This is a genomic window from Mesorhizobium sp. BR115XR7A, from assembly GCF_020165315.1.
Taxonomy (GTDB): Bacteria; Pseudomonadota; Alphaproteobacteria; order Rhizobiales; family Rhizobiaceae; genus Mesorhizobium; species Mesorhizobium australicum.
In genome coordinates, this window is the sequence record NZ_JAIUHW010000021.1 from 1 (window position 1) to 21251 (window position 21251).

General features: G+C 64.7%; 13 protein-coding genes. 12 read left to right on the plus strand and 1 reads right to left on the minus strand.

The window, feature by feature from the left end:
• The first annotated feature begins 208 nt into the window (after positions 1 to 208).
• Positions 209 to 2533, plus strand: coding sequence for a Tex family protein (locus LB557_RS29880; protein WP_224641053.1), 2325 nt, complete (start codon positions 209 to 211; stop codon positions 2531 to 2533).
• On the opposite strand, the gene LB557_RS29885 is transcribed toward LB557_RS29880, so the two are convergent.
• Positions 2534 to 3445 (minus strand): LysR family transcriptional regulator, encoded by a 912-nt coding sequence (locus LB557_RS29885; protein ID WP_224641051.1) that lies wholly within the window; start codon positions 3443 to 3445, stop codon positions 2534 to 2536.
• Positions 3446 to 3548: 103 nt separating this feature from the next.
• On the opposite strand from LB557_RS29885, the gene LB557_RS29890 reads away from it, so the two are divergent.
• From LB557_RS29890 to LB557_RS29940, 11 genes are all read left to right on the plus strand, one after another.
• Positions 3549 to 4742 (plus strand): acyl-CoA dehydrogenase, encoded by a 1194-nt coding sequence (locus LB557_RS29890; RefSeq protein ID WP_140619487.1) that lies wholly within the window; start codon positions 3549 to 3551, stop codon positions 4740 to 4742.
• A gap of 406 nt (positions 4743 to 5148) precedes the next feature.
• Positions 5149 to 8508, plus strand: a complete 3360-nt coding sequence (locus tag LB557_RS29895) for a DUF2126 domain-containing protein (RefSeq protein ID WP_224641049.1) — start codon at positions 5149 to 5151, stop codon at positions 8506 to 8508.
• 6 nt (positions 8509 to 8514) lie between these two features.
• Positions 8515 to 10926 carry a circularly permuted type 2 ATP-grasp protein gene (locus LB557_RS29900; RefSeq protein WP_224641048.1) on the plus strand — a complete coding sequence of 804 codons (2412 nt, stop codon included), beginning with the start codon at positions 8515 to 8517 and terminating at the stop codon, positions 10924 to 10926.
• 12 nt (positions 10927 to 10938) lie between these two features.
• On the plus strand, positions 10939 to 11823 hold the full coding sequence (locus LB557_RS29905) for a transglutaminase domain-containing protein (protein ID WP_141906221.1): 885 nt from the start codon (positions 10939 to 10941) through the stop codon (positions 11821 to 11823).
• Positions 11824 to 12067: 244 nt separating this feature from the next.
• A complete protein-coding gene (locus tag LB557_RS29910; protein WP_224641046.1) occupies positions 12068 to 13006 on the plus strand; it encodes a glycosyltransferase family 2 protein in 939 nt (312 codons plus the stop codon).
• A 98-nt stretch (positions 13007 to 13104) separates the two neighbouring features.
• Positions 13105 to 14220, plus strand: coding sequence for a DNA topoisomerase IB (locus tag LB557_RS29915; RefSeq protein WP_015315945.1), 1116 nt, complete (start codon positions 13105 to 13107; stop codon positions 14218 to 14220).
• 83 nt (positions 14221 to 14303) lie between these two features.
• On the plus strand, positions 14304 to 14678 hold the full coding sequence (locus LB557_RS29920) for a YciI family protein (protein ID WP_015315946.1): 375 nt from the start codon (positions 14304 to 14306) through the stop codon (positions 14676 to 14678).
• Positions 14675 to 15949 (plus strand): RNA polymerase sigma factor, encoded by a 1275-nt coding sequence (locus tag LB557_RS29925; protein WP_015315947.1) that lies wholly within the window; start codon positions 14675 to 14677, stop codon positions 15947 to 15949. The genes LB557_RS29920 and LB557_RS29925 overlap by 4 nt, the downstream gene beginning before the upstream one ends.
• Positions 15950 to 16146: 197 nt before the next feature.
• Positions 16147 to 17661: an aldehyde dehydrogenase family protein gene (locus LB557_RS29930; protein WP_015315948.1), complete on the plus strand. Its 1515-nt coding sequence runs from the start codon at positions 16147 to 16149 to the stop codon at positions 17659 to 17661.
• Positions 17662 to 18095: 434 nt separating this feature from the next.
• Complete coding sequence (locus LB557_RS29935; RefSeq protein ID WP_015315949.1) at positions 18096 to 19085, plus strand: TAXI family TRAP transporter solute-binding subunit; 990 nt, start codon at positions 18096 to 18098, stop codon at positions 19083 to 19085.
• 93 nt (positions 19086 to 19178) lie between these two features.
• Positions 19179 to 21236 (plus strand): TRAP transporter permease, encoded by a 2058-nt coding sequence (locus LB557_RS29940; protein ID WP_140875284.1) that lies wholly within the window; start codon positions 19179 to 19181, stop codon positions 21234 to 21236.
• Positions 21237 to 21251: the final 15 nt, after the last annotated feature.

Genomic DNA, 21251 nt, shown 5'->3' on the forward strand with positions numbered 1-21251 from the left:
TCTCCCCGTCACTATACGGGGAGAGGATGCCGGCAGGCAGGTGAGGGGCAGCGCAGACATCTCAGTATGGGCAAATTCCTGCGGTACCCAGATCCGGTGAACGCATCGCGCTTTCCTGTGGACCTCCGCCGCGTGTGAGGACGCGGTGGTTGGCGGGCCGCACGCCAACCCTTATGGTCGCCGCTCTTTTCGACGAGAGTGGGAAGACATGGCATCCGACATCAAGCGCATCGCAGCCATCATCGCGGCCGAAATCAAGGCGCGGCCGGAACAGGCGGCCGCGGCGATCGGACTGCTCGATGAGGGGGCGACGGTGCCGTTCGTGGCACGCTACCGCAAGGAAGTGACCGGCGGGCTGGATGACACGCAATTGCGCGACCTTGCCGAGCGTCTTGTGTATCTGCGCGAACTCGACGCGCGCCGCGACACCATCCTGGGCTCGATCCGCGAGCAGGGCAAGCTGACGCAAGAGCTTGAAACCAAGATCGCGGGCGCCGCGACCAAGGCGGAGCTAGAGGACATATACCTGCCCTACAAGCCGAAGCGCCGCACCAAGGCCGAGATCGCCCGCGAGCGTGGATTGGGGCCGCTGGCCGAAGCCATTCTCGCCGACCGCTCGCTGGTGCCCGCGGACGTCGCGCTCGCCTATGTCACCGGCGAGGTGGCCGATGCGAAGGCGGCGCTCGAGGGCGCGCGCGACATCCTGTCGGAGCAATTCGCCGAAAATGCCAATCTGGTCGGCAAGCTGCGCAGCTACATGAAGGAACGCGCCTTCCTGCGCGCCAGGGTGGTCGACGGCAAACAGGAAGCCGGCGCGAAATTCTCCGACTATTTCGACCATGTCGAACGTTGGGCGACCGTGCCAAGCCACCGCGCGCTCGCCATGCTGCGCGGCCGCAACGAGGAGGTGCTGTCGCTCGACATTGAGGTGGATGCCGATGACAGCTCGCCGGTGAAGCCGGTCGAGCGGATGATCGCCAACGCCTACGCCATCGGTGCCAGCCTGCCAGGCGACCGCTGGCTGATGGAGGTGGCAGGCTGGACCTGGCGCATCAAACTGTCGCTGCACCTGACGCTCGACCTGATGCGCGACCTGCGCGAGCGGGCCGAGGAAGAAGCGATCCATGTCTTTGCCCGTAACCTCAAGGATTTGCTGCTGGCGGCACCCGCCGGCTCGAGGCCGACGATGGGGCTCGATCCCGGCATCCGCACCGGCGTCAAGGTGGCGGTGGTCGATGGCACCGGCAAGCTGCTGGCGACGACGACGGTCTATCCGTTTCAGCCGAGGAACGATGTGCGTGGCACGCAGGCCGAACTTGCGGCGCTTATCCGCCAGCACAAGGTCGAGCTGATCTCGATCGGCAACGGCACTGGCAGCCGCGAGACGGAGAAGCTGGTCGCCGACATGCTGTCCGACATGCCTTCGGACGGCGGCCCGAAGCCGCTCAAGGTGATCGTCAGCGAGGCGGGAGCGTCGGTCTATTCGGCCTCGGCGACGGCTGCCGCCGAGTTCCCCGGCCTCGACGTGTCGCTGCGCGGCGCGGTGTCGATCGCGCGACGGCTGCAGGATCCGCTGGCCGAACTGGTCAAGATCGAGCCGAAATCCATCGGCGTCGGTCAGTATCAGCACGATGTCGACCAGTACCGGCTCGGCCGCTCGCTGGAAGCGGTGGTGGAGGACGCCGTCAACGCGGTCGGCGTCGACCTCAACACCGCCTCGGCGCCGTTGCTGGCGCGGGTTTCAGGCCTCGGCGCGTCGCTCGCCGATGCAATCGTCGCGCATCGCGATGCGACCGGCCCGTTCGCCAGCCGCAAGGATCTGCTGAAGGTGGCACGGCTTGGACCGCGCGCGTTCGAGCAGTCCGCCGGCTTCTTGCGCATCGCCAATGGCAGCGAACCGCTCGATGCCTCGTCGGTGCACCCGGAGGCCTATGGCGTGGCCAAGAAGATCGTCGCCGCCTGCGGCCGCGACGTGCGTTCGCTTTTGGGCGACAGTGCCGCGCTCAAGGCGCTCGACCCGCGCGTCTTCGTCGACGAGCGTTTCGGCTTGCCGACGGTGCGCGACATTCTGGCGGAGCTGGAGAAGCCCGGCCGCGATCCGCGTCCCGGCTTCAAGACCGCGACCTTCGCCGATGGCATCGACGAGATCAAGGATCTGAAGCCCGGCATGCTGCTGGAAGGGACCGTCACCAATGTCGCCGCTTTCGGCGCCTTCGTCGATATAGGCGTGCACCAGGACGGGCTGGTGCATGTCTCGCAGCTCGCCGACCGTTTCATCAAGGACGCGCATGAGGTGGTCAAGGCCGGCGACGTGGTCAAGGTGCGCGTCGTCGATGTCGACATCAAGCGCAAGCGTATCGCGCTCTCGATGCGTAAGGATGCCGGCGAGGGCGGTGCATCGAAGGGCGGGCCGCGCGACAATGGCGGCGGCAGGCCGGCGCCACGCGGGCCTACGCCGCAACGCCAGCCGGAGGGGCCGGCACAGCAAGGTGCGTTCGGCGCCGCGCTGGCGGACGCGCTGAAGCGAAAGTAGCTACCACGCCAGAACAGCCGGCTCCTTCTCAAGCTGGCCGAGCAGCCAGTCCCGGAAACTGGCAACCGGCGGATAGCCGCGCTTGTCGTGGGGGATGACGAGGTAATAGGCATTGCGGCTTTGCATCGGCTGGCCTGGCGCGGGCACAAGCTGGCCGCGCTGCAGTTCGCCCTCGATGAGGATCTGCGGCAAGAGCGCCACGCCGAGGCCCGCCATGCAAGCCTGGGCGGCGGTGGCGAACTGCTCGAACTGCATGCCAGGCCCGGCCGGCGCGCTCAGGCCCTGATGCTCGAACCATTCGCTCCAGGCCCCGGGGCGCGTCGTCATGTGCAGCAGCGGCAAACGGCCGATGTCGGCCGGCGTGGCGATGGCGCGGCCGGCGAGGAATTCGGGTGACACCACCGGTGCCACCGTCTCGCGCACCAGAAGCGTCGAGTCGGCGTCCGGCCAGTCCGGCAGGCCGTAGTGGATGGCGGCATCCAACCGTTCGCGGGCGAAGTCGAAGCGCCCGACGCGGGTGACGAAGTTGATGGTGATGTCGGGATTGTTCTCGACGAAATCGGGGATCATCGGCATCAGCCAACGTGTGCCGAAAGTCGGCAGGATGGCAAGATTCAAGATCCCACTATGCCGATTGCTCATCAATCCAAGGGCTGCGTCACGCAACTGGCCAAGCGCCGAGCGTACCGCTTCGGCGTAGATTTCACCTGCCGTGGAGAGCCCTACATTGCGGCTGTCGCGTTCAAACAGCTGCCGGCCGAACTGATCTTCCAAAAGCCTGATCTGGCGGCTGACCGCGCCCTGGGTCAGGTCCAATTCCTGGGCGGCGGCCGTGAAGGAGCCAAGCCGCGCCACGGCCTCGAAGGCGGCAAGGGCGCTGATGTTGGGCAAAAGGCGGCGTTGGACACTCATGATCCATTCCTAGCGCTCATTGATCGGTGAAGCAATTTCGTTTGATTTTTTCAGGCCACGAGCCGATAAGCCGGGCTTCACCTGTTTCAAGGATCGAGAAGCCATGGCCGACAAGAATGCATTCGTGTGGGAAGACCCGTTCCTGATCGAGGACCAGCTTTCGGAAGACGAGCGCATGGTGCGCGATGGCGCTGCCGCCTTTGCCGCCGACAAGCTCGCGCCGCGTATCGAGGAAGCCTATCTCAACGAGACCTTCGACACGGCGATCTTCCGCGAGATGGGCGAGGCCGGCCTGCTCGGCATCAACATTCCGGAAGAGTTCGGTGGCCTCGCCGCCAGCTATGTCACCTACGGGCTGGTGGCGCGGGAAGTCGAACGCGTCGATTCCGGCTATCGCTCGATGATGTCGGTGCAGTCGTCGCTGGTGATGTACCCGATCCATGCCTATGGCTCGGACGAACAGCGCAGGAAGTATCTGCCGAAGCTCGCCAGCGGCGAATGGATCGGCTGCTTCGGTCTGACCGAGCCGGATGCCGGCTCCGACCCCGGCGGCATGAAGACCCGCGCCGAAAAGACCGCCAGCGGCTACAAGCTCTCCGGCTCCAAGATGTGGATTTCCAACGCGCCGGTCGCCGACGTGTTCGTCGTATGGGCGAAGTTGAAGGGGGAGAACGGCAAGGACGAGATCCGCGGTTTCGTGCTCGAGAAAGGCATGAAGGGGCTGTCGGCGCCGAAGATCGGCGGCAAGCTGTCGCTGCGCGCGTCGATCACCGGCGAAGTGGTGATGGAAGGCGTCGAGGTCGGCGAGGACGCGCTGCTGCCCAACGCCAAGGGCCTCGGTGGACCCTTCGGCTGCCTCAACCGGGCCCGCTACGGCATTTCATGGGGCTCGATGGGCGCGGCGGAAGATTGCTGGCATCGCGCTCGCCAATATGGGCTTGACCGCAAGCAGTTCGGCAAGCCGCTGGCCGGCACGCAGCTCTACCAGAAGAAGCTCGCCGACATGCAGACCGAGATCGCTCTGGGGCTACAGGCCTCCTTGCGCGTCGGGCGCCTGCTCGATGAAGGCAAGATGGCGCCGGAAATGATCTCGATCGTCAAGCGCAACAATTGCGGCAAGGCGCTCGACATCGCCCGCCAGGCCCGTGACATGCATGGCGGCAACGGGATCCAGATCGGCTATCACGTCATGCGCCACGCGCAGAACCTGGAAACCGTCAACACCTACGAAGGCACCCATGACGTGCACGCGCTGATCCTGGGACGGGCGCAAACGGGGATACAGGCCTTCTTTTGATCCTCGGCTTCGTCATCCTAGGGCGGAGCAGTCGCGAAGCGACCTCGCGGAGACCCTAGGATCCATGCCGCGACACGGAAGCGCTGCTGCGCTGAAGGATGTGTGCACGGCCGAATCGCAACAGAATGACCTCATTCTGCGCCGCTGGTATTCTTCGATCAATGTAACGGCATGGATCCTAGGGTCTGCGCCGCGTCGCTTCGCTCCTTGCTTCGCCCTAGGATGACGACGGGAGAGGCGCTTCCACCAATCATCAGTGCTGGAGACGGTAGCGAGCAACCAGTCGAACCAGATGATATTGTCCGTTCGATAGCCGTTTAATTTAGGTGCACCGCAACATCCGCTTGGAGAATGGCGGCCAGATGTGTCAGGGTTCGGCTGATGAAACGCCGATCTCCGGGGCCCCATGGCAATTCTGGCAGCCGTCTACCACCTGACCCACTATAAATACGACCGGCCGGTGGTTCTCGGGCCCCAAATCATCAGGCTTCAGCCGGCACCGCATTCCCGCACCAAGGTGTTGAGCCATTCGCTCAAGGTCGAGCCGGCGAACCACTTCGTCAATCTGCAGCAGGATCCTTACGGCAACTTCCTCGCCCGTTTCGTCTTTCCGGAGCCGGTGACGGAGCTGAAGATCGAGGTCGACCTCGTCGCCGACATGACCGTCTACAATCCGTTCGACTTCTTCGTCGAACCGTCGGCCGAGGCGTTCCCGTTCGACTATCCCGAGGAGATCCGTGACGACCTCGCCATCTACCGCACGCCGGAGCCGGCCGGGCCGCTGCTCCAGGCGTTTCTGAAAACCGTCGACCGCAGTGCGCCCAACACGGTCAATTTCCTCGTCGATCTCAATGCCCGCCTGCAGCGCGAGATCGCCTATATCGTGCGCATGGAAACCGGTGTCTTCTCGCCGGAGGAAACGCTGGTAGCGGCCAAGGGCTCCTGCCGCGATTCAAGCTGGCTCTTGGTGCAGATCCTGCGCAATCTCGGCATCGCCGCGCGCTTCGTCTCGGGCTATCTGATCCAGCTCAAGCCCGACCTTGTCGCGCTGGATGGGCCGGCCGGCACAGCGGTCGATTTCACCGACCTGCACGCCTGGTGCGAGGTCTATCTTCCCGGCGCCGGCTGGATCGGCTTCGATCCGACCTCGGGCCTGCTCACCGGCGAGAGCCATGTGCCACTGGCAGCGACGCCGCATTTCCGCAATGCGGCGCCTATTTCAGGCATGGCGAGCTTCGCCAATGTCGAGTTCGGCTTCGAGATGCGGGTCGACCGCATCGCCGAGCATCCGCGCATCACCAAGCCGTTCTCGGATGAGAGCTGGCAGGCGCTCGACGCGCTCGGCAACGAGGTCGATGCCGCGCTCGCGGCCGGGGATGTGCGGCTGACCATGGGCGGCGAGCCGACATTCGTCTCGATCGACGATTTCGAGGCCGCCGAATGGAACACCGCCGCCGTTGGGCCAACCAAGCGCGAAAAGGCCGATGCGTTGATCCGCAGGTTGCGCGAGCGTTTCGCGCCCGGTGGCTTTCTCCACTACGGACAAGGCAAATGGTATCCCGGTGAAAGCCTGCCACGCTGGACGTTTTCGCTCTTTTGGCGCGCCGACGGCGAGCCGGTGTGGAGCGACCCGTCGCTGATCGCGCGGGAAGATAGTTCGGCTGATATCGGGCCGAAACAAGCCGAAAGCCTGCTGACGGCGATCGCCGGCGAACTCGGCATCGACACGTCCATGGTCAGCGAAGCCTATGAGGACCCAGCCGAATGGCTGCTCAAGGAAGGCAAGCTGCCCGAGAATGTCGACCCGTCGAATTCGAAGCTCGAAGATCCGGAGGAACGCAGCCGCATGGCGCGTGTCTTCGAACGCGGGCTGACCAAGCCGTCCGGCTATGTGCTGCCGGTGCAGCGCTGGAACAGCCAGGCCTCCGATCCGCGCTGGCGCTCGGAAAAATGGAAAACGCGGCGCGGCCGGTTGTTCCTGGTGCCGGGCGATTCTCCGGTCGGCTATCGCCTGCCATTGGGCACGCTGCCCTATGTGCCGCCGGCGCAATTCCCCTACATCGTGCCCGTCGATCCGTCGCTGCCGCGTGGCCCGTTGCCCGTGCGCGAAGCGATCTTGCCAGCGGCCGCTCCGGCAGAACTCGAAGGCGCCGACGAAATGGCCCGTCGCCAGCAGGCAGCCTCGTTCACGGCGACGACCGGCCAGCAGGAGCGCGTCGAGCAGGAGATCACCGAGATCGGCGGCGCGGTGCGCACGGCACTTTCGGTCGAACCGCGTGACGGCAGGCTGTGCGTGTTCATGCCGCCGGTCGAGGCGCTCGAGGATTACCTCGAGCTCGTCGCCGCGGCCGAGAACGCGGCAAAGGCAATTGGCCTTCCCGTGCACATCGAGGGCTACGGTCCGCCGCATGACCCGCGCCTTAACGTCATCCGCGTGGCACCCGATCCCGGCGTCATCGAGGTCAACATCCACCCAGCCTCCAACTGGCAGGACTGCGTGGCGACAACGACGGCGATCTACGACGAGGCGCGGCAGACGCGGCTTGGCGCCGACAAGTTCATGATCGACGGCCGCCACACCGGCACCGGAGGCGGCAACCATGTCGTGGTCGGCGGCGCCACGCCCAATGACAGCCCATTCCTGCGCCGGCCCGACCTGCTGAAGAGCCTGGTGCTGCAATGGCAGCGGCATCCCTCGCTGTCCTATCTGTTCTCCGGCCTGTTCATCGGCCCGACCAGCCAGGCGCCGCGCTTCGACGAGGCGCGCCACGACTCTCTTTACGAGCTTGAAATCGCGATGGCGCAGGTGCCGCATCCCGACCAGGGTGCCGCACCCTTGCCGTGGCTGGTCGACCGGTTGTTCCGCAACCTGTTGACCGACGTCACCGGCAATACGCATCGCTCGGAAATCTGCATCGACAAGCTGTTTTCCCCGGATGGTCCGACTGGCCGGCTTGGCCTTGTCGAATTCCGCGGATTCGAGATGCCGCCCAATGCGCGCATGTCTCTGGCGCAGCAATTGCTGGTGCGGGCCATCATCGCCCGCGCGTGGAAGAACCCGCTCGACGGGCGCTTCGCGCGCTGGGGCACCTCGCTGCATGATCGCTTCATGCTGCCGCACCATGTCTGGGCGGACTTTCTCGACGTGCTCGACGACCTCAAGCTCAATGGTTTCGAATTCCGGCCCGAATGGTTCGATGCCCAGCTCGAATTCCGCTTTCCCTTCTGCGGTGAGGTGCAGCATGCCGGGATCAAGCTGGAGCTCAGGCAAGCGCTGGAACCATGGCACGTGATGGGCGAGCAGGGCGCGATCGGCGGCACCGTGCGCTTCGTCGATTCATCGGTCGAACGGCTGCAGGTCAGGACCGAAGGCCTCAACCCGGAGCGTCATGCGATCGTCTGCAACGGCCGCATCGTGCCGATGAGGATTACCGACAACAGAGAGGTCGCGGTGGCCGGCGTGCGCTTCAAGGCCTGGCAGCCGGCCTCGGGCCTGCATCCGGCGCTGCCGGTCAACACGCCGCTGGTGTTCGACATCTATGACCGCTGGTCCGGCCGGGCAATCGGCGGCTGCGTCTACCATGTCGCGCATCCCGGCGGGCGCAGCTACGACACTTTCCCCGTCAACGGCAACGAGGCGGAGGCACGGCGGCTCGCCCGCTTCGAACCGCGCGGCCACACACCCTCGGGCTATGTGTTGCGCGAGGAACAGCCTGCGGAAGATTTCCCGATGACCCTTGACCTCAGGCGTCCACCAAGACTGTGATCTGACATGGCAAAGGGGAATCACAAAAGGGTGCGCGGCAAGCCGCAGGCCCATAGCCTGCTGGAGCACTACCAGCCGATCGACGGCGTCGTCGACGAGATGGTCGACGCGTCAGGCAATCCCCGTCCGGTCTGGAAGCATTTTGTCGAAGCGCTGGACGAACTCGGGGCCGAAAAGCTCGGCCAGCGCTTCGCCCGCGCCGACCAGTATCTGCGCGATGCCGGTGTCTATTACCGCGTCTACGACAAGGCGGGCGCCAACGAGCGCGAATGGCCGCTGGCGCATATTCCCTTGCTCATCGAGGACAGCGAGTGGCAGGCGGTCAGCGCCGGCTTGGTGCAGCGCGCCGAACTGTTCGAGGAAATTGTTGCCGATATCCATGGGCCGAACCGGCTGATCGAAAAAGGCATCCTGCCGGCAGGACTGATCGCGGCGAGCCCTGAATATTTGCGGCCCGTGGTCGGCAGCAGGCCGGCCGGAGGGCATTTCCTGCACTTCTGCGCCTTCGAACTCGGCCGCGGTCCGGACGGCCGCTGGTGGGTGCTGGGCGACCGCACCCAGGCGCCTTCGGGCGCCGGCTTCGCGCTGGAAAACCGGGTCGCCACCACGCGCGCTTTGTCCGACATCTATGGCGAGATGCATGTGCACCGGCTCGCCGGCTTCTTCCGCCGCTTTCGCGATGCGCTGATCGGCATGGCAAAGGAGAGCGACGGCCGCGTCGCCATCCTGACGCCGGGGCCACTCAACGAGACCTATTACGAACACGCCTATATCGCCCGCTACCTCGGCATCATGCTGCTCGAAGGCGAGGACCTGACCGTTTCCGGCGGCAGGCTGATGGTGCGGACCGTGTCCGGCCTGATGCCCATCAGCGTGCTGTGGCGGCGGCTCGATGCCGCCTTCGCCGATCCGCTCGAGCTGCGCCCGGATTCGCAGATCGGTACGCCGGGGCTGGTCGAGGCGATCCGGCAAGGCACGGTGTCCACCGTCAATGCGCTGGGCTCGGGCCTGATGGAGACGCGCGCGCTGCTCGCCTTTCTGCCCAAGATCGCGCGCGAATTGTGGGGCGAGGAGCTGCTTTTGCCCAGTGTGGCGACATGGTGGTGCGGGCAGGAGACGGAGCGCGCCCATGTGCTCGCCAATATCGACCGCATGGTGGTCGGCCCGGCGCTGTCGACAAGACTTGCCTTCGAAGATGACGGACAGACGAAGCTCGGCTCGGCGCTGTCGGTCGGGGAGCGGGCGGAACTGGTGGCGCGCATCGAACGCGACGGCGAGGCCTTCGTCGGCCAGGAGGCGGTGACGCTTTCGACGACGCCGGTCTATGTCGGCGGCTGGCTGGAACCGCGGCCGGCGAGCCTGCGCGTCTATCTGGCGCGTACGCCCGAGGGCTGGACGGTGATGCCGGGCGGGTTTGCGCGCGTCGGCCTATCGCTCGACCCGACGGCGATCGCCATGCAGCGCGGCGGCCAGGCGGCTGATGTCTGGGTGGTCAGCGACAGACCCGTGGAGCGCGAGACGCTGCTGCCGCAGGAGAGCGACAGCTTCAACCGGACGAGGCCCGGTAGCCTGCCCAGCCGCGCGGCGGAAAACCTGACCTGGCTCGGCCGCTACATCGAACGCTCGGAAGACACGGTGCGTATCCTGCGCGCCTATCACGTGCGGCTCGCCGAAACGTCCGATCCGGACATGCCGCTGCTGGCCGATATCAGGGATTATCTCGAACCGTTCGGCATCGATGTCGAAACGGCGATCCCGCCAGGGCTGATCGGCACGCTCGACAGCGCGGTGTACAGCGCCGGCCAGATCCGCGATCGTTTCTCGCCGGATGGCTGGCTGGCGCTCAAGGATTTGTCAAAAACGATCCATCAGTTCGCCACAACCGTGGCGCCCGGCGACGATGCGACGCGGGCCATGACCGTGATCCTGCGCAAGCTTGCCGGATTCTCGGGCCTTTTGCATGAGAACATGTACCGCTTCGCTGGCTGGCGTTTCCTCGAGATCGGCCGGCGGCTGGAGCGCGGCATCCAGATCGCCAGCACTCTGGCCCGACTGACCAGCAGCAAGGCGCCGGACGGGGCGCTGGACATGATGCTGGAGATCGGCGACAGCGTGATGACCCATCGACGGCAATATCCGGTGCAGGCCGGCCGGCGCACGACGATCGATCTCCTGGCGCTCGATCCGCTCAATCCACGCTCCATCCTGTTCCAATTGGAAAGGCTGAAAGCCGAGATAGGGCTGTTGCCGGCGACCGGCGGCGAGGGGCACATGTCGGCGGCGGCCAAGGAAATCCTGCAGCTCAACACGTCCATCGCCATCAAGGAGCCGGCAGACATGACGGTGAGGGCGTTGAACGATCTCGCGGGCGAAATAGGCGGGCTCTACAGCAGCCTCGCCAAAGCCTATTTCGGCTAGAAAGAGATGGCCATGCTGTACGACATCAGGCTTCTGCTCCACTACGACTATGCTGCCGCTGCTGGCGGCGGACGCCATCAGGTGCGCGTGCTGCCGTCGACCATTGACGGTGTGCAGCGTGTCATCGCCGCTTCGCTTTCTTTTTCACCGGCACCCAACGAACGGTCGGATTTTTCCGATTTCTTCGGCAACAATGTCACATCGATCGCGTTTCGCGACGCCCATGACACGCTCGACATCAGGATGAGCGCGCGTGTGTCGGTGGCGCGGCCCGAGCCAGGGCTCGATGTGTCGCCCGATCTCCGCCGCCTTCGACAGGATCTGGCCGCCGTGCGGTCGCTTGCGCCTGCCTCGCCGCACCATTTCCTGGCCGCCAGCAGCCATGCGGGCATTGATGCGGCGATCACCGCATTCGCGCAGGACAGTATCGGAAACTCGGCCGCGGGGACGGCGATGAACCTGTGCAATCGCATCCATCGCGATTTCACATACGATGACGAGGCGACCACGGTGCGGACCCGGGCCAGCGACGCCTTCCAGCTGAAGCGGGGCGTCTGTCAGGATTTCTCGCACATCATGATCGCCGGCTTACGCGGGCTCGGCATTCCGGCGGGCTATGTCAGCGGCTTCCTGCGCACCATTCCGCCCAAAGGCAAGCCCCGGCTGGAAGGCGCGGATGCCATGCATGCCTGGGTCAAGGTCTGGTGCGGGCGTGATGCCGGCTGGCAGGAGTTCGATCCGACCAATGGCATGCGGGCCTCCAACGACCATATCACCGTTGGTTACGGGCGCGACTATTCGGATGTGGCGCCCATCGTCGGCGTGCTGAAGACGACTGGCGGACAGGTCGGCGACCAGGCGGTCGACGTCATCCCGGTCGTGCTCGAAAAGGCGTGAAACGGGGTGCACTAACTTGCTCGGCGCCGCGAGTTCTCACAAGGATGGGGCAGACTTCTCAAACATCGATGCGGTCACTAGAGCAGCTCACCGGTTCACGGAAAAGGCAAGCCGATCCAAGTCTTTGATTTCGCGCAATTCCGGACGGAAAAGCCGTTTCACACTTTTCCTGTAGGTGCTTAGTCTGTATTCGCCTTAGGGGAGAATAGTCTTAGGCTGCCGCGCACAGGCATGAGGTTTGTCATTGAAAGCTGTCAGCGTCGTCATACCCGCCTACAATGCGGCGGCAACGATCGCTAAAACGCTGGCCTCGCTTGGCGGAGAGGCCGGGTTTATCGGCGAGGTCCTGCTGGTCGACGATCAATCGACCGATGGCACGGCCGATGCAGCCCGGCAGGCCGCGGCGCAATCATCCCTGCCTTTGCGTGTGCTGCCCGCCAGTTGCCGCGACGCCGGCGGCGCCCGTAACCTGGCGCTTGATGAGGCAGCCCATCCGTGGGTCTACCTGATCGACGCCGACGACCTGCACCTTCAGGGCGGCTTAAGCTCCTTGCTGTCGCAGGCGGAAAACCAGCCCAAGGCCGACATGATCGTCGGTGCCTTCCGGCGCAGGGTGAACGGCCAGGATCGGCAGATCAAGGTGCCAAACGGCTACACCGCTGCCTGCCTCACCAACGCCTCCGCCTACGTGAAGGGGGATATACGCTCGGTGGCGGTGGGCAGCGTGCTGGCTTCCCGGCGTCTCATCGGCGAGACCCGGTTCCCCGTCGGGCTCGCCTTCGACGAGGACACGCTGTTCTGGGCGCGGCTGATGAGCAAGGCGTCGCTGGTCATGATTCAGCGCCCCGTCATGATCTACGAAGTTTCAGCGGAGCGTTCGGACGATCGCTTCACGGTCAACCCGGTGCGGCGCTTCCTGGACTGGCGCCGGGAGCTGCGTACGCTCACCGATTGCGGCATCCCGATTTCGGCACTGAAAGCCAGGGAGGGCCTCGTCGCGCTCAAGATCGCCCGTGTCCATTATGCGCGGGGCGACCTGGACATGGCCACGCGCTTTCTCGCAATAGCCTCAGTGGCGCCGAAGCGGCGCTCGGAAGCCTGGCGATGCCTGCGCTACAAATTCAAACTCGCGGCGCGCCGCCGGCTGTCCCTTCCGCCGACACAGATGCAGCGCGCATTGTAGGCCCGACCGACGCCACCGGGATTGCCTTGTTTCCAGGCGGGGTGTGGAACCAGCGGTCAGCCCGCAGCTTATCTACGCATATTTCGTGTGGAGCTTACATGCTGCAGAGAACCGGATCGTCGCGGAGCCGATTGGCCGACGGTGATAGCGTACCCAAGAATGGAGCACAGATTTCCGCCAGGGATGCCGCGCTGACCTATGTCAGCGATGCCGAGCCCGGCATCCGCCGGCTGAAGGCAGGCAAGGGATTCGCTTACAAGGCACCGGACGGGAAAGCGGTCTCCGATGCCGACAGAGCGCGCATCGCGGCGATCGTCATACCGCCGGCCTGGACCGATGTCTGGATTTCGCCCGATCCGAACGGGCATATCCAGGCGACCGGGAGGGATCAGCGGGGGCGCAAGCAGTATCGCTATCATCCGCAATGGGCCGAGGAGCGCGACGGCGCCAAATATTCGAGCCTCGTGGCTTTCGCCGAAAGCCTGCCGGACCTTCGGCGCAAGATCGACAGCGACCTGCGCCGTCACGGCCTGCCGCTCGAACGCGTCGCCGCCGCGGTGGTCTGGCTGCTCGACAACACGATGATCCGCGTCGGCAATGCCGCCTATGCCCGCGACAACAAGAGCTTCGGCCTGACGACTTTGCGGGACCGGCATGTCGATATCAAGGGATCGAGCCTGCGCTTCGCCTTCAAGGGCAAGTCCGGCAAGGAGTGGAAATTGAAGCTGGTTGACCGCCGGATCGCGGGGATCGTTCGGGGCGCGCAGGACCTGCCGGGCCAGAAACTGTTCCAGTATCTCGACGAGGACGGCAACAGACGCCCTGTCCGCTCCGACGACGTGAACCACTATATCCGCGAAGCGGTCGGCGATGCGTTCAGTTCGAAGCACTTCCGCACATGGGGCGGCACCATCCACGCCGCGTCGCTGTTTGCACAGACGGAACTGCCTGAGAGCCAGGCACAGCAAAAACGGGTGATGAACAACGTCATCGACAAGGTGGCCGAACGGCTGGGCAATACGCGCGCGGTCTGCCGCCAATGCTATATCCATCCGCAGGTCTTCAAGGCTTGGAGCGAAGGACGACTGCTTGCCGAAATGGCGGAAGCCAACAAGCGCAAGCGATCCATCGAAGGCCTCGATGAGGAGGAAGCGCTCGTGTTGAGATGGTTGAAGACGCAGGAGGACCGATCGGCGGCAATCGGCGGCCGCTGAATCCGCGGCGTCTCGATTTTTTTATCGACGCCATGTCGGCATCGGCCCTACTGTTTCGTCCTTTGCTACAGAAAGGACCGTCCATGCTCTACGCCATCCTCTGCTACGCCTCCGAAGATGTCGTCTGTTCCTGGAGCAAGGAACAGGACGACAAGGTCATGGCCGACCTGCTCGGCGTTCAGGAGAAGTATGCCAACGCCGGCCGGCTTGGGCCCGTGGCGCGGCTTTTGCCGACGACGGCGGCAACGACGCTGCGGAAAGTGAAAGGTGAATCGCTGGTCATCGACGGGCCGTTCGCCGAGACCAAGGAACAGTTCCTCGGTTTCTACACGCTCGATTGCGCCGACCTCGACGAGGCCGTCGAATTCGCCCGTGAGCTCTCCGAGGTCAACCCAAGCGGCGGTTCTTACGAAATCCGCCCTGTATCGGTGTTCCATCCGACCAGGGTTCCGGCATGACCGAACTCGCCTGGATAAGCTCCGCGATCAGCGCTGCCCGCCCACAGGCGATGGGCGCGCTGCTGCGCTATTTCCGCGATCTCGACACGGCGGAGGAAGCTTTCCAGGACGCCTGCCTCAAGGCGCTGAAGAACTGGCCGCAAAACGGACCGCCTCGCGATCCGGCGGCCTGGTTGATCTTCGTCGGCCGCAACAGCGGCATCGACGCGGTGCGCAAGCGTGCCAAGCAGGCGCCGATGCCGGAAGAGGACCAGGTTTCCGATCTGGAGGACGCCGAAAGCGACATCGCCGAGCGGCTGGACGGAGCGCATTACCGCGACGACATATTGCGGCTGCTGTTCATCTGCTGTCACCCTGATTTGCCCGCAACGCAGCAGATCGCGGTGGCGCTGCGCGTCGTCTCCGGCCTCACCGTCAAGCAGATCGCGCGCGCCTTCCTGGTCGGCGAGAGCGCGATGGAGCAGCGCATCACCCGCGCCAAGGCGCGCATCGCGGACGCTGGCGTGCCGTTCGAGACGCCGGGCGCGGTCGAGCGCTCCGAGCGGCTCGCTGCGGTCGCGTCCATGGTCTACCTGATCTTCAACGAGGGCTATTCGACCAACAGCGGCGAGGCGCCGGCTCGCGCGCCCTTGTGCGAGGAAGCGATCCGACTTGCCCGGCTGCTGCTGCGGCTGTTCCAGACCGAGCCGGAGATCATGGGGCTGACGGCGCTGCTTCTGCTGCAGCACGCACGCGCACCGGCACGTTTTGACGATGATGGCGAGATCGTGCTGCTCGAGGACCAGGATCGAAGCCTGTGGAGCCGCAAGATGATCGACGAAGGGCTGGCGCTCGTCGACAAGGCGCTGCGCCATCGCAAGCCAGGTCCCTATCAAGTCCAGGCGGCGATCGCAGCGCTCCATGCGCGGGCCGAGAAAGCCGAGGACACCGACTGGGTGGAGATCGACCTGCTCTACGGCCTGCTCGAGCAGATGCAGCCGTCGCCGGTCATCACGCTCAACCGTGCGGTCGCGGTCGCCAAGGTGCGCGGACCGGAAGCGGCGCTGGCAATGATCGAGCCGCTCGAGCCGAGGCTTTCGGGCTATTTCCATTTCTTCGGCCTCAAGGGCGGGCTGTTGATGCAACTCGACCGGGGCGAGGAGGCACGCATTGCCTTCGATCGCGCCATCGCGCTCGCCAATACGGCGGCGGAAGCTGCCCATATCCGCATGCATATCGACCGTCTGATCAAGGACGGCGCCGTACGCACGCCGGCGAAAAAGGCAAACTGAGCCCCTGCGCCCGGTCGGCCCGAGCATCGCCTGGCTCAATCGTGCAGCCCGGGCTTGGACCATGCCGGGGTGGCGATTTTCCCCTGAAACAGGTAATGGCACGCCATGACAGCCGCTTCCAGCCGCGACGGCGCCGGGAAGACATGGCAGGCGTTGGCCCGCGCCCTACGAGCGGCGGGATTCTGAAAGGGACAGAAATGACGATAGCGAAGGAAACGGCCGAGCTTCTGGCGAAACTGGGCGTGGCCAAGGAGGCGCTTGACGGCGGCGACCTGATCGTGCGCAGTCCGGTGACGGGTGAGCGGATCGCGGCGCTGAAGACGATCTCGCCGGCCGACGCGGCAAAGACCATCGATGCAGCCCACAAGGCGTTCCAGTCCTGGCGGCTGGTGCCGGGTCCCAAGCGCGGCGAACTGGTGCGGCTGCTGGGCGAGGAACTGCGCACGCACAAGGCCGAGCTTGGCCGGCTGGTGTCGATCGAGGTCGGCAAGATCCCGTCCGAAGGGCTCGGCGAAGTGCAGGAGATGATCGACATCTGCGATTTCGCCGTTGGTCTGTCCCGGCAATTGTACGGCCTGACCATCGCCACCGAGCGTCCGGGCCACCGCATGATGGAAACCTGGCATCCGCTTGGCGTCGTCGGTGTCATCTCCGCATTCAACTTCCCGGTCGCGGTGTGGTCGTGGAATGCCGCACTGGCGCTGGTTTGCGGCGATGCAGTGGTATGGAAGCCGTCGGAGAAGACGCCGCTGACCGCGCTTGCCTGCGAGGCGATCTTCAAGCGTGCGGTCAAGCGCTTCGGCACCGACGCACCGCAAGGACTGGCACCGGTTCTGATCGGCGACCGTGCGGTCGGCGAGATACTGGTCGACCATCCCAGGGTGCCGCTGGTCTCGGCCACCGGTTCGACCCGCATGGGCCGGGATGTCGGTCCGCGCCTGGCCAAGCGTTTCGCCCGCGCCGTGCTGGAACTGGGCGGCAACAATGCCGGCATCGTCTGCCCGACGGCCGATCTCGACATGGCGCTGCGCGCCATCGCCTTCGGCGCCATGGGCACCGCCGGCCAGCGCTGCACGACGCTGCGCCGCCTGTTCGTCCATGACAGCGTCTACGACGCCTTGGTGCCGCGGCTGAAGAAGGCTTATCAGAGCGTCTCGGTCGGCAATCCGCTGGAGACCTCGTCACTGGTCGGTCCGCTGATCGACAAGGCCGCCTTCGACGCCATGCAGAAGGCGCTGACGGAGGCGGCCGCGCATGGCGGCAAGGTGACTGGCGGCAGCCGGGTCGAGAACGGCCATCCCGATGCCTATTATGTGCACCCGGCGCTGGTCGAAATGCCGAAGCAGGTTGCACCGGTGACGGAAGAGACCTTCGCGCCGATCCTCTATGTGATGAAGTATTCCGATTTCGACGCCGTGCTCGACGAGCACAACGCGGTCGGCGCCGGCCTGTCGTCGTCGATCTTCACCCGCGACCTGCAGGAATCCGAGCGCTTCCTCGGTGTCGACGGTTCGGATTGCGGCATCGCTAACGTCAATATCGGTACTTCCGGCGCGGAGATCGGGGGCGCTTTCGGTGGCGAAAAGGAAACCGGCGGCGGCCGCGAGAGCGGTTCAGATGCGTGGAAAGCCTATATGCGGCGCGCCACCAACACCGTGAACTATTCCAAGGCGCTGCCGCTCGCCCAGGGCGTCTCGTTCGACATCGATTGAGAACGCTGGCCCGGTTCGGGTGTCGTTGCGCACCCGAACCGTTTGCGACCGGAGATTGATTGCCGAGTGCAGTTATGCTACCATTTTTAACATGGTGCCGATATGCGCCGATGACCCGCCGCAAGGCGGGTTTTTGTTTTACGGCTCTTGTGTTTGGCTGGTTGTCGCCACAGGCAGGTGACGCTGGCGCCGCGGTTAAACCGCTCTACGGCATGTCGCGGCGAATAGGATTCGCCCGACCTGCTGTAAGCCTCTGATTTATGCAGGTCGTTGTCCCGGAGCCGGGTGCCATCCATTAAGTCCCTGTTTTGACGCGATTCCGGGCGGAAACATACCCTTCCTGGAAGCGCTCTGGAAGCGGCCAAAAAGCACGCGCAGGTTGACAACCTTCCGGTTGCTGCAACATCCTGCCGATCTTTGACTCGGAGGTAGTTATGACTGTTTCGATCAACCGCCGCACCTTTTCCATAGGCACAGGAGCTTTGGCATTGGCCGCCGCCGGCCTTTCGCCGGCGCACGCGCAGCAGGCTTTTTTCCGCATCGGCACGGGTGGAACGTCCGGCACTTACTATCCGGTGGGTGGCCTGATCGCCAACGCCATCTCGGCAACGGGGCCGGCCGGCGTCGAAGGCCTGGTCGCCACCGCCACGTCCTCCAACGGGTCGGTCGCCAACATCAGCGCCATCCAGTCGGGTGCATCCGAATCAGGGTTTACGCAATCCGATGTCGCCTACTGGGCATATTCGGGCACTGGCCTCTATGAGGGCAAGCCCAAGGCCGATGACTTGCGCCTCATCGCGACGCTCTATCCCGAAACGATCCATCTGGTCGCCCGAGCGGATGCTGGCATCAAGACGGTGGCGGACCTGAAGGGCAAGCGCGTTTCCCTCGACGAGCCGGGCTCAGGGACCATTGTCGACGCGCGCCTCGTGCTCGGCGCATACGGGCTGACGGAGAAAGATGTGCAGCCCGAATACCTCAAGCCCGGTCCGGCCGGCGAGCGGCTCCAGGATGGCGCCATGGACGCCTATTTCTTCGTCGGCGGCTATCCGACCGGCGCCATCGTCGAACTTGCCAGCACCAACAACATCACCCTGGTTCCAATCACCGGCCCCGAAGCCGACAAGCTCCTGTCCGAGCAGAAGTTCTTCTCCGCCGACACTGTGCCGGAAGGCACCTACAAGAATGTCGGCGAGACCAAGACCATATCCGTCGCCGCGCAATGGGTGACCAGCGCCAAGCAGACCGACGACCTCGTCTACAAGATCGTCAAATCGCTTTACAGCGACGCGACCCAGAAGGCGCTGCAGGCCGGCCATGCCAAGGGCAAGCTGATCACGCTCCAGAACGCGGTCACCAGCGCAGGGATTCCGTTTCATCCCGGTGCGGAGAAATTCTACAAGGAAGTCGGCGCCCTGAAGTAGGAGCTACCAGCGCGTAGGACCGATGGACGACAGCGAGGCGGGAGGCGTGCTTTCCGCCTCTTTTGCCTGGAAACTCAGGACATGGAACCGGCCATGAGCGACGATGACAAAATCACGCTTTCCGCGATGGAGTTCGATGAGGAGAAAGCTCGCGAACTGGAGGAGAAATTCGACTCCGAAATCCGATTCCGGCCATTGACCCAGGCCGCGGGCTGGCTGGTCGGCTTCCTCCTGGTGGCGCTGTCGCTGTTTCACTACTACACCGCCGGCTTCGGATTGCTGCAGGAGATGCTGCACCGAGGCATCCATCTGTCGATGGTGCTGGCGCTGATCTTCCTCGTCTTCCCGCTGGTGAAGAAGGGTTACGACCAGCCCGCGCAATCCAGCTTCCTGCGGCCGCTTGGCATACCGCTTTTCGACTGGCTGCTGGCGCTCGCCGCCGTGGTGGCCGTCCTGCACGTGCCGATGATCCCGCTCGACGATCTTGCCTTCCGCGTCGGCAACCCCACGACGCTCGATGTGGTGTTGGGCGTTATCCTGATCCTGCTCCTCCTGGAAGCGACGCGCCGCTCCGTCGGCATCCCGCTGCCGATCATCGCGTGCATCTTCATGGCTTACGCACTGTTTGGGCGGTACATGCCGAGCATTCTGGTGCACCCCGGCGCGTCCGTTTCCCAGCTTGTCGATCACCTTTATCTGACGACGCAGGGAATCTACGGCATCGCGCTCGGCGTCGTCGCCACCTACGTCTTCCATTTCGTGCTGTTCGGCGTCTTCGCAACCCGCATAGGCCTCGGCCAGCTCTTCCTCGACTGTGCCGCCTGGGTCGCCGGCCGCTACGCCGGCGGTCCCGCGAAGGTTTCGATCTTCGGCTCGGCATTGTTCGGCATGATCTCCGGCTCGTCGGTCGCCAACACCGTCACCGTCGGCTCGCTGACCATCCCGGCGATGATCAAGCTCGGCTACAAGAAACATTTCGCCGCGGCGGTGGAGGCGGCGTCCTCGACCGGCGGTCAGGTCACGCCGCCGATCATGGGCGCGGCCGCCTTCCTGATGATCGAATTCCTCGAACTGCCCTACACGACCATCATTCTGGCCGCCATCGTGCCTGCCTTCATGCATTTCTTCGGCGTGTTCATGCAGGTGCATTTCGAGGCCAAGCGCACCGGCCTCAGGGGGCTCAGGCCGGACGAGATGCCCGACGTCGTCGAGGCGCTGAAGCGGGACTGGCCGACGATCATCCCGCTTGTCGTGCTCATCGGCGTCCTGCTCTCGGGCTACACGCCCTACATGGCCGCCTTCTGGGGCATTACGCTCTGCATCGCCGTCGGCTTGCTCAATCCGCGCCGTCGCATGTCGGTTGCCGACATCGCAGTATGCCTGCGCGACGGCGCCAAATATGCGCTCGCCGTCGGTGCCGCGGCCGCCACCGTCGGCATCGTCGTCGGCGTCGTCACCCTGACCGGCGTCGGCTTCAAGCTATCCTACATCGTCACCTCAACGGCGGGCCAGTTGTCGCTCCTGTTCGGCACCTTCATCCCCGAGTCGATCTTCTCGGCCCAGGGCCTGACGCTGCTGTTCACCCTGCTCATGACCGGCGTGGTCTGCATCCTGATGGGCTGCGGCATCCCGACGACGGCCAACTACATCATCATGGTGACCATCGCGGCACCCGCGCTGGTCATGCTGGGCACCGAACCGATCGTCGCCCACTTCTTCGTCTTCTATTACGGCCTGCTGGCCGACATCACGCCACCGGTGGCGCTGGCCGCCTATGCGGCGGCCGGCATGGCGGGGGCGGACCCGTTCAAGACAGGCAACACCGCCTTCCGGTTAGGGTTGGGCAAGGCGCTGGTTCCTTTCGTGTTCGTCTTCTCGCCGTCCCTGCTGCTGGTGACAAAGGACTTCACCTGGCCGAATTTCTTCCTGGCCTTTGGCGGCTGCGTGCTTGGTATCACCTGCCTCGGGGCCGCCCTGTCGCGCTATCTGCTGGTGCGAACGCGCCCATGGGAGAACGTGCTCCTGGTATTTGCCGCCCTGCTGCTGGTGGCGCCCGAGCTCTATTCCTCGCTGCTCGGCCTGGCGCTCGTCGTTCCCGTCGTGCTGCGCCATTGGAGCGCACGCCATACCGAAGAGGCGCAACCAGTCTGACCGGCGCCGCGCCCG

Bases quoted from the DNA above. Each gene is read 5' to 3' on its own strand.
- LB557_RS29880 (WP_224641053.1), top strand. From the start codon at position 209: ATGGCATCCGACATCAAGCGCATCGCAGCCATCATCGCGGCCGAAATC.
- LB557_RS29885 (WP_224641051.1), bottom strand. From the start codon at position 3,445: ATGAGTGTCCAACGCCGCCTTTTGCCCAACATCAGCGCCCTTGCCGCC.
- LB557_RS29890 (WP_140619487.1), top strand. From the start codon at position 3,549: ATGGCCGACAAGAATGCATTCGTGTGGGAAGACCCGTTCCTGATCGAG.
- LB557_RS29895 (WP_224641049.1), top strand. From the start codon at position 5,149: ATGGCAATTCTGGCAGCCGTCTACCACCTGACCCACTATAAATACGAC.
- LB557_RS29900 (WP_224641048.1), top strand. From the start codon at position 8,515: ATGGCAAAGGGGAATCACAAAAGGGTGCGCGGCAAGCCGCAGGCCCAT.
- LB557_RS29905 (WP_141906221.1), top strand. From the start codon at position 10,939: ATGCTGTACGACATCAGGCTTCTGCTCCACTACGACTATGCTGCCGCT.
- LB557_RS29915 (WP_015315945.1), top strand. From the start codon at position 13,105: ATGCTGCAGAGAACCGGATCGTCGCGGAGCCGATTGGCCGACGGTGAT.
- LB557_RS29920 (WP_015315946.1), top strand. From the start codon at position 14,304: ATGCTCTACGCCATCCTCTGCTACGCCTCCGAAGATGTCGTCTGTTCC.
- LB557_RS29925 (WP_015315947.1), top strand. From the start codon at position 14,675: ATGACCGAACTCGCCTGGATAAGCTCCGCGATCAGCGCTGCCCGCCCA.
- LB557_RS29930 (WP_015315948.1), top strand. From the start codon at position 16,147: ATGACGATAGCGAAGGAAACGGCCGAGCTTCTGGCGAAACTGGGCGTG.
- LB557_RS29935 (WP_015315949.1), top strand. From the start codon at position 18,096: ATGACTGTTTCGATCAACCGCCGCACCTTTTCCATAGGCACAGGAGCT.
- LB557_RS29940 (WP_140875284.1), top strand. From the start codon at position 19,179: ATGAGCGACGATGACAAAATCACGCTTTCCGCGATGGAGTTCGATGAG.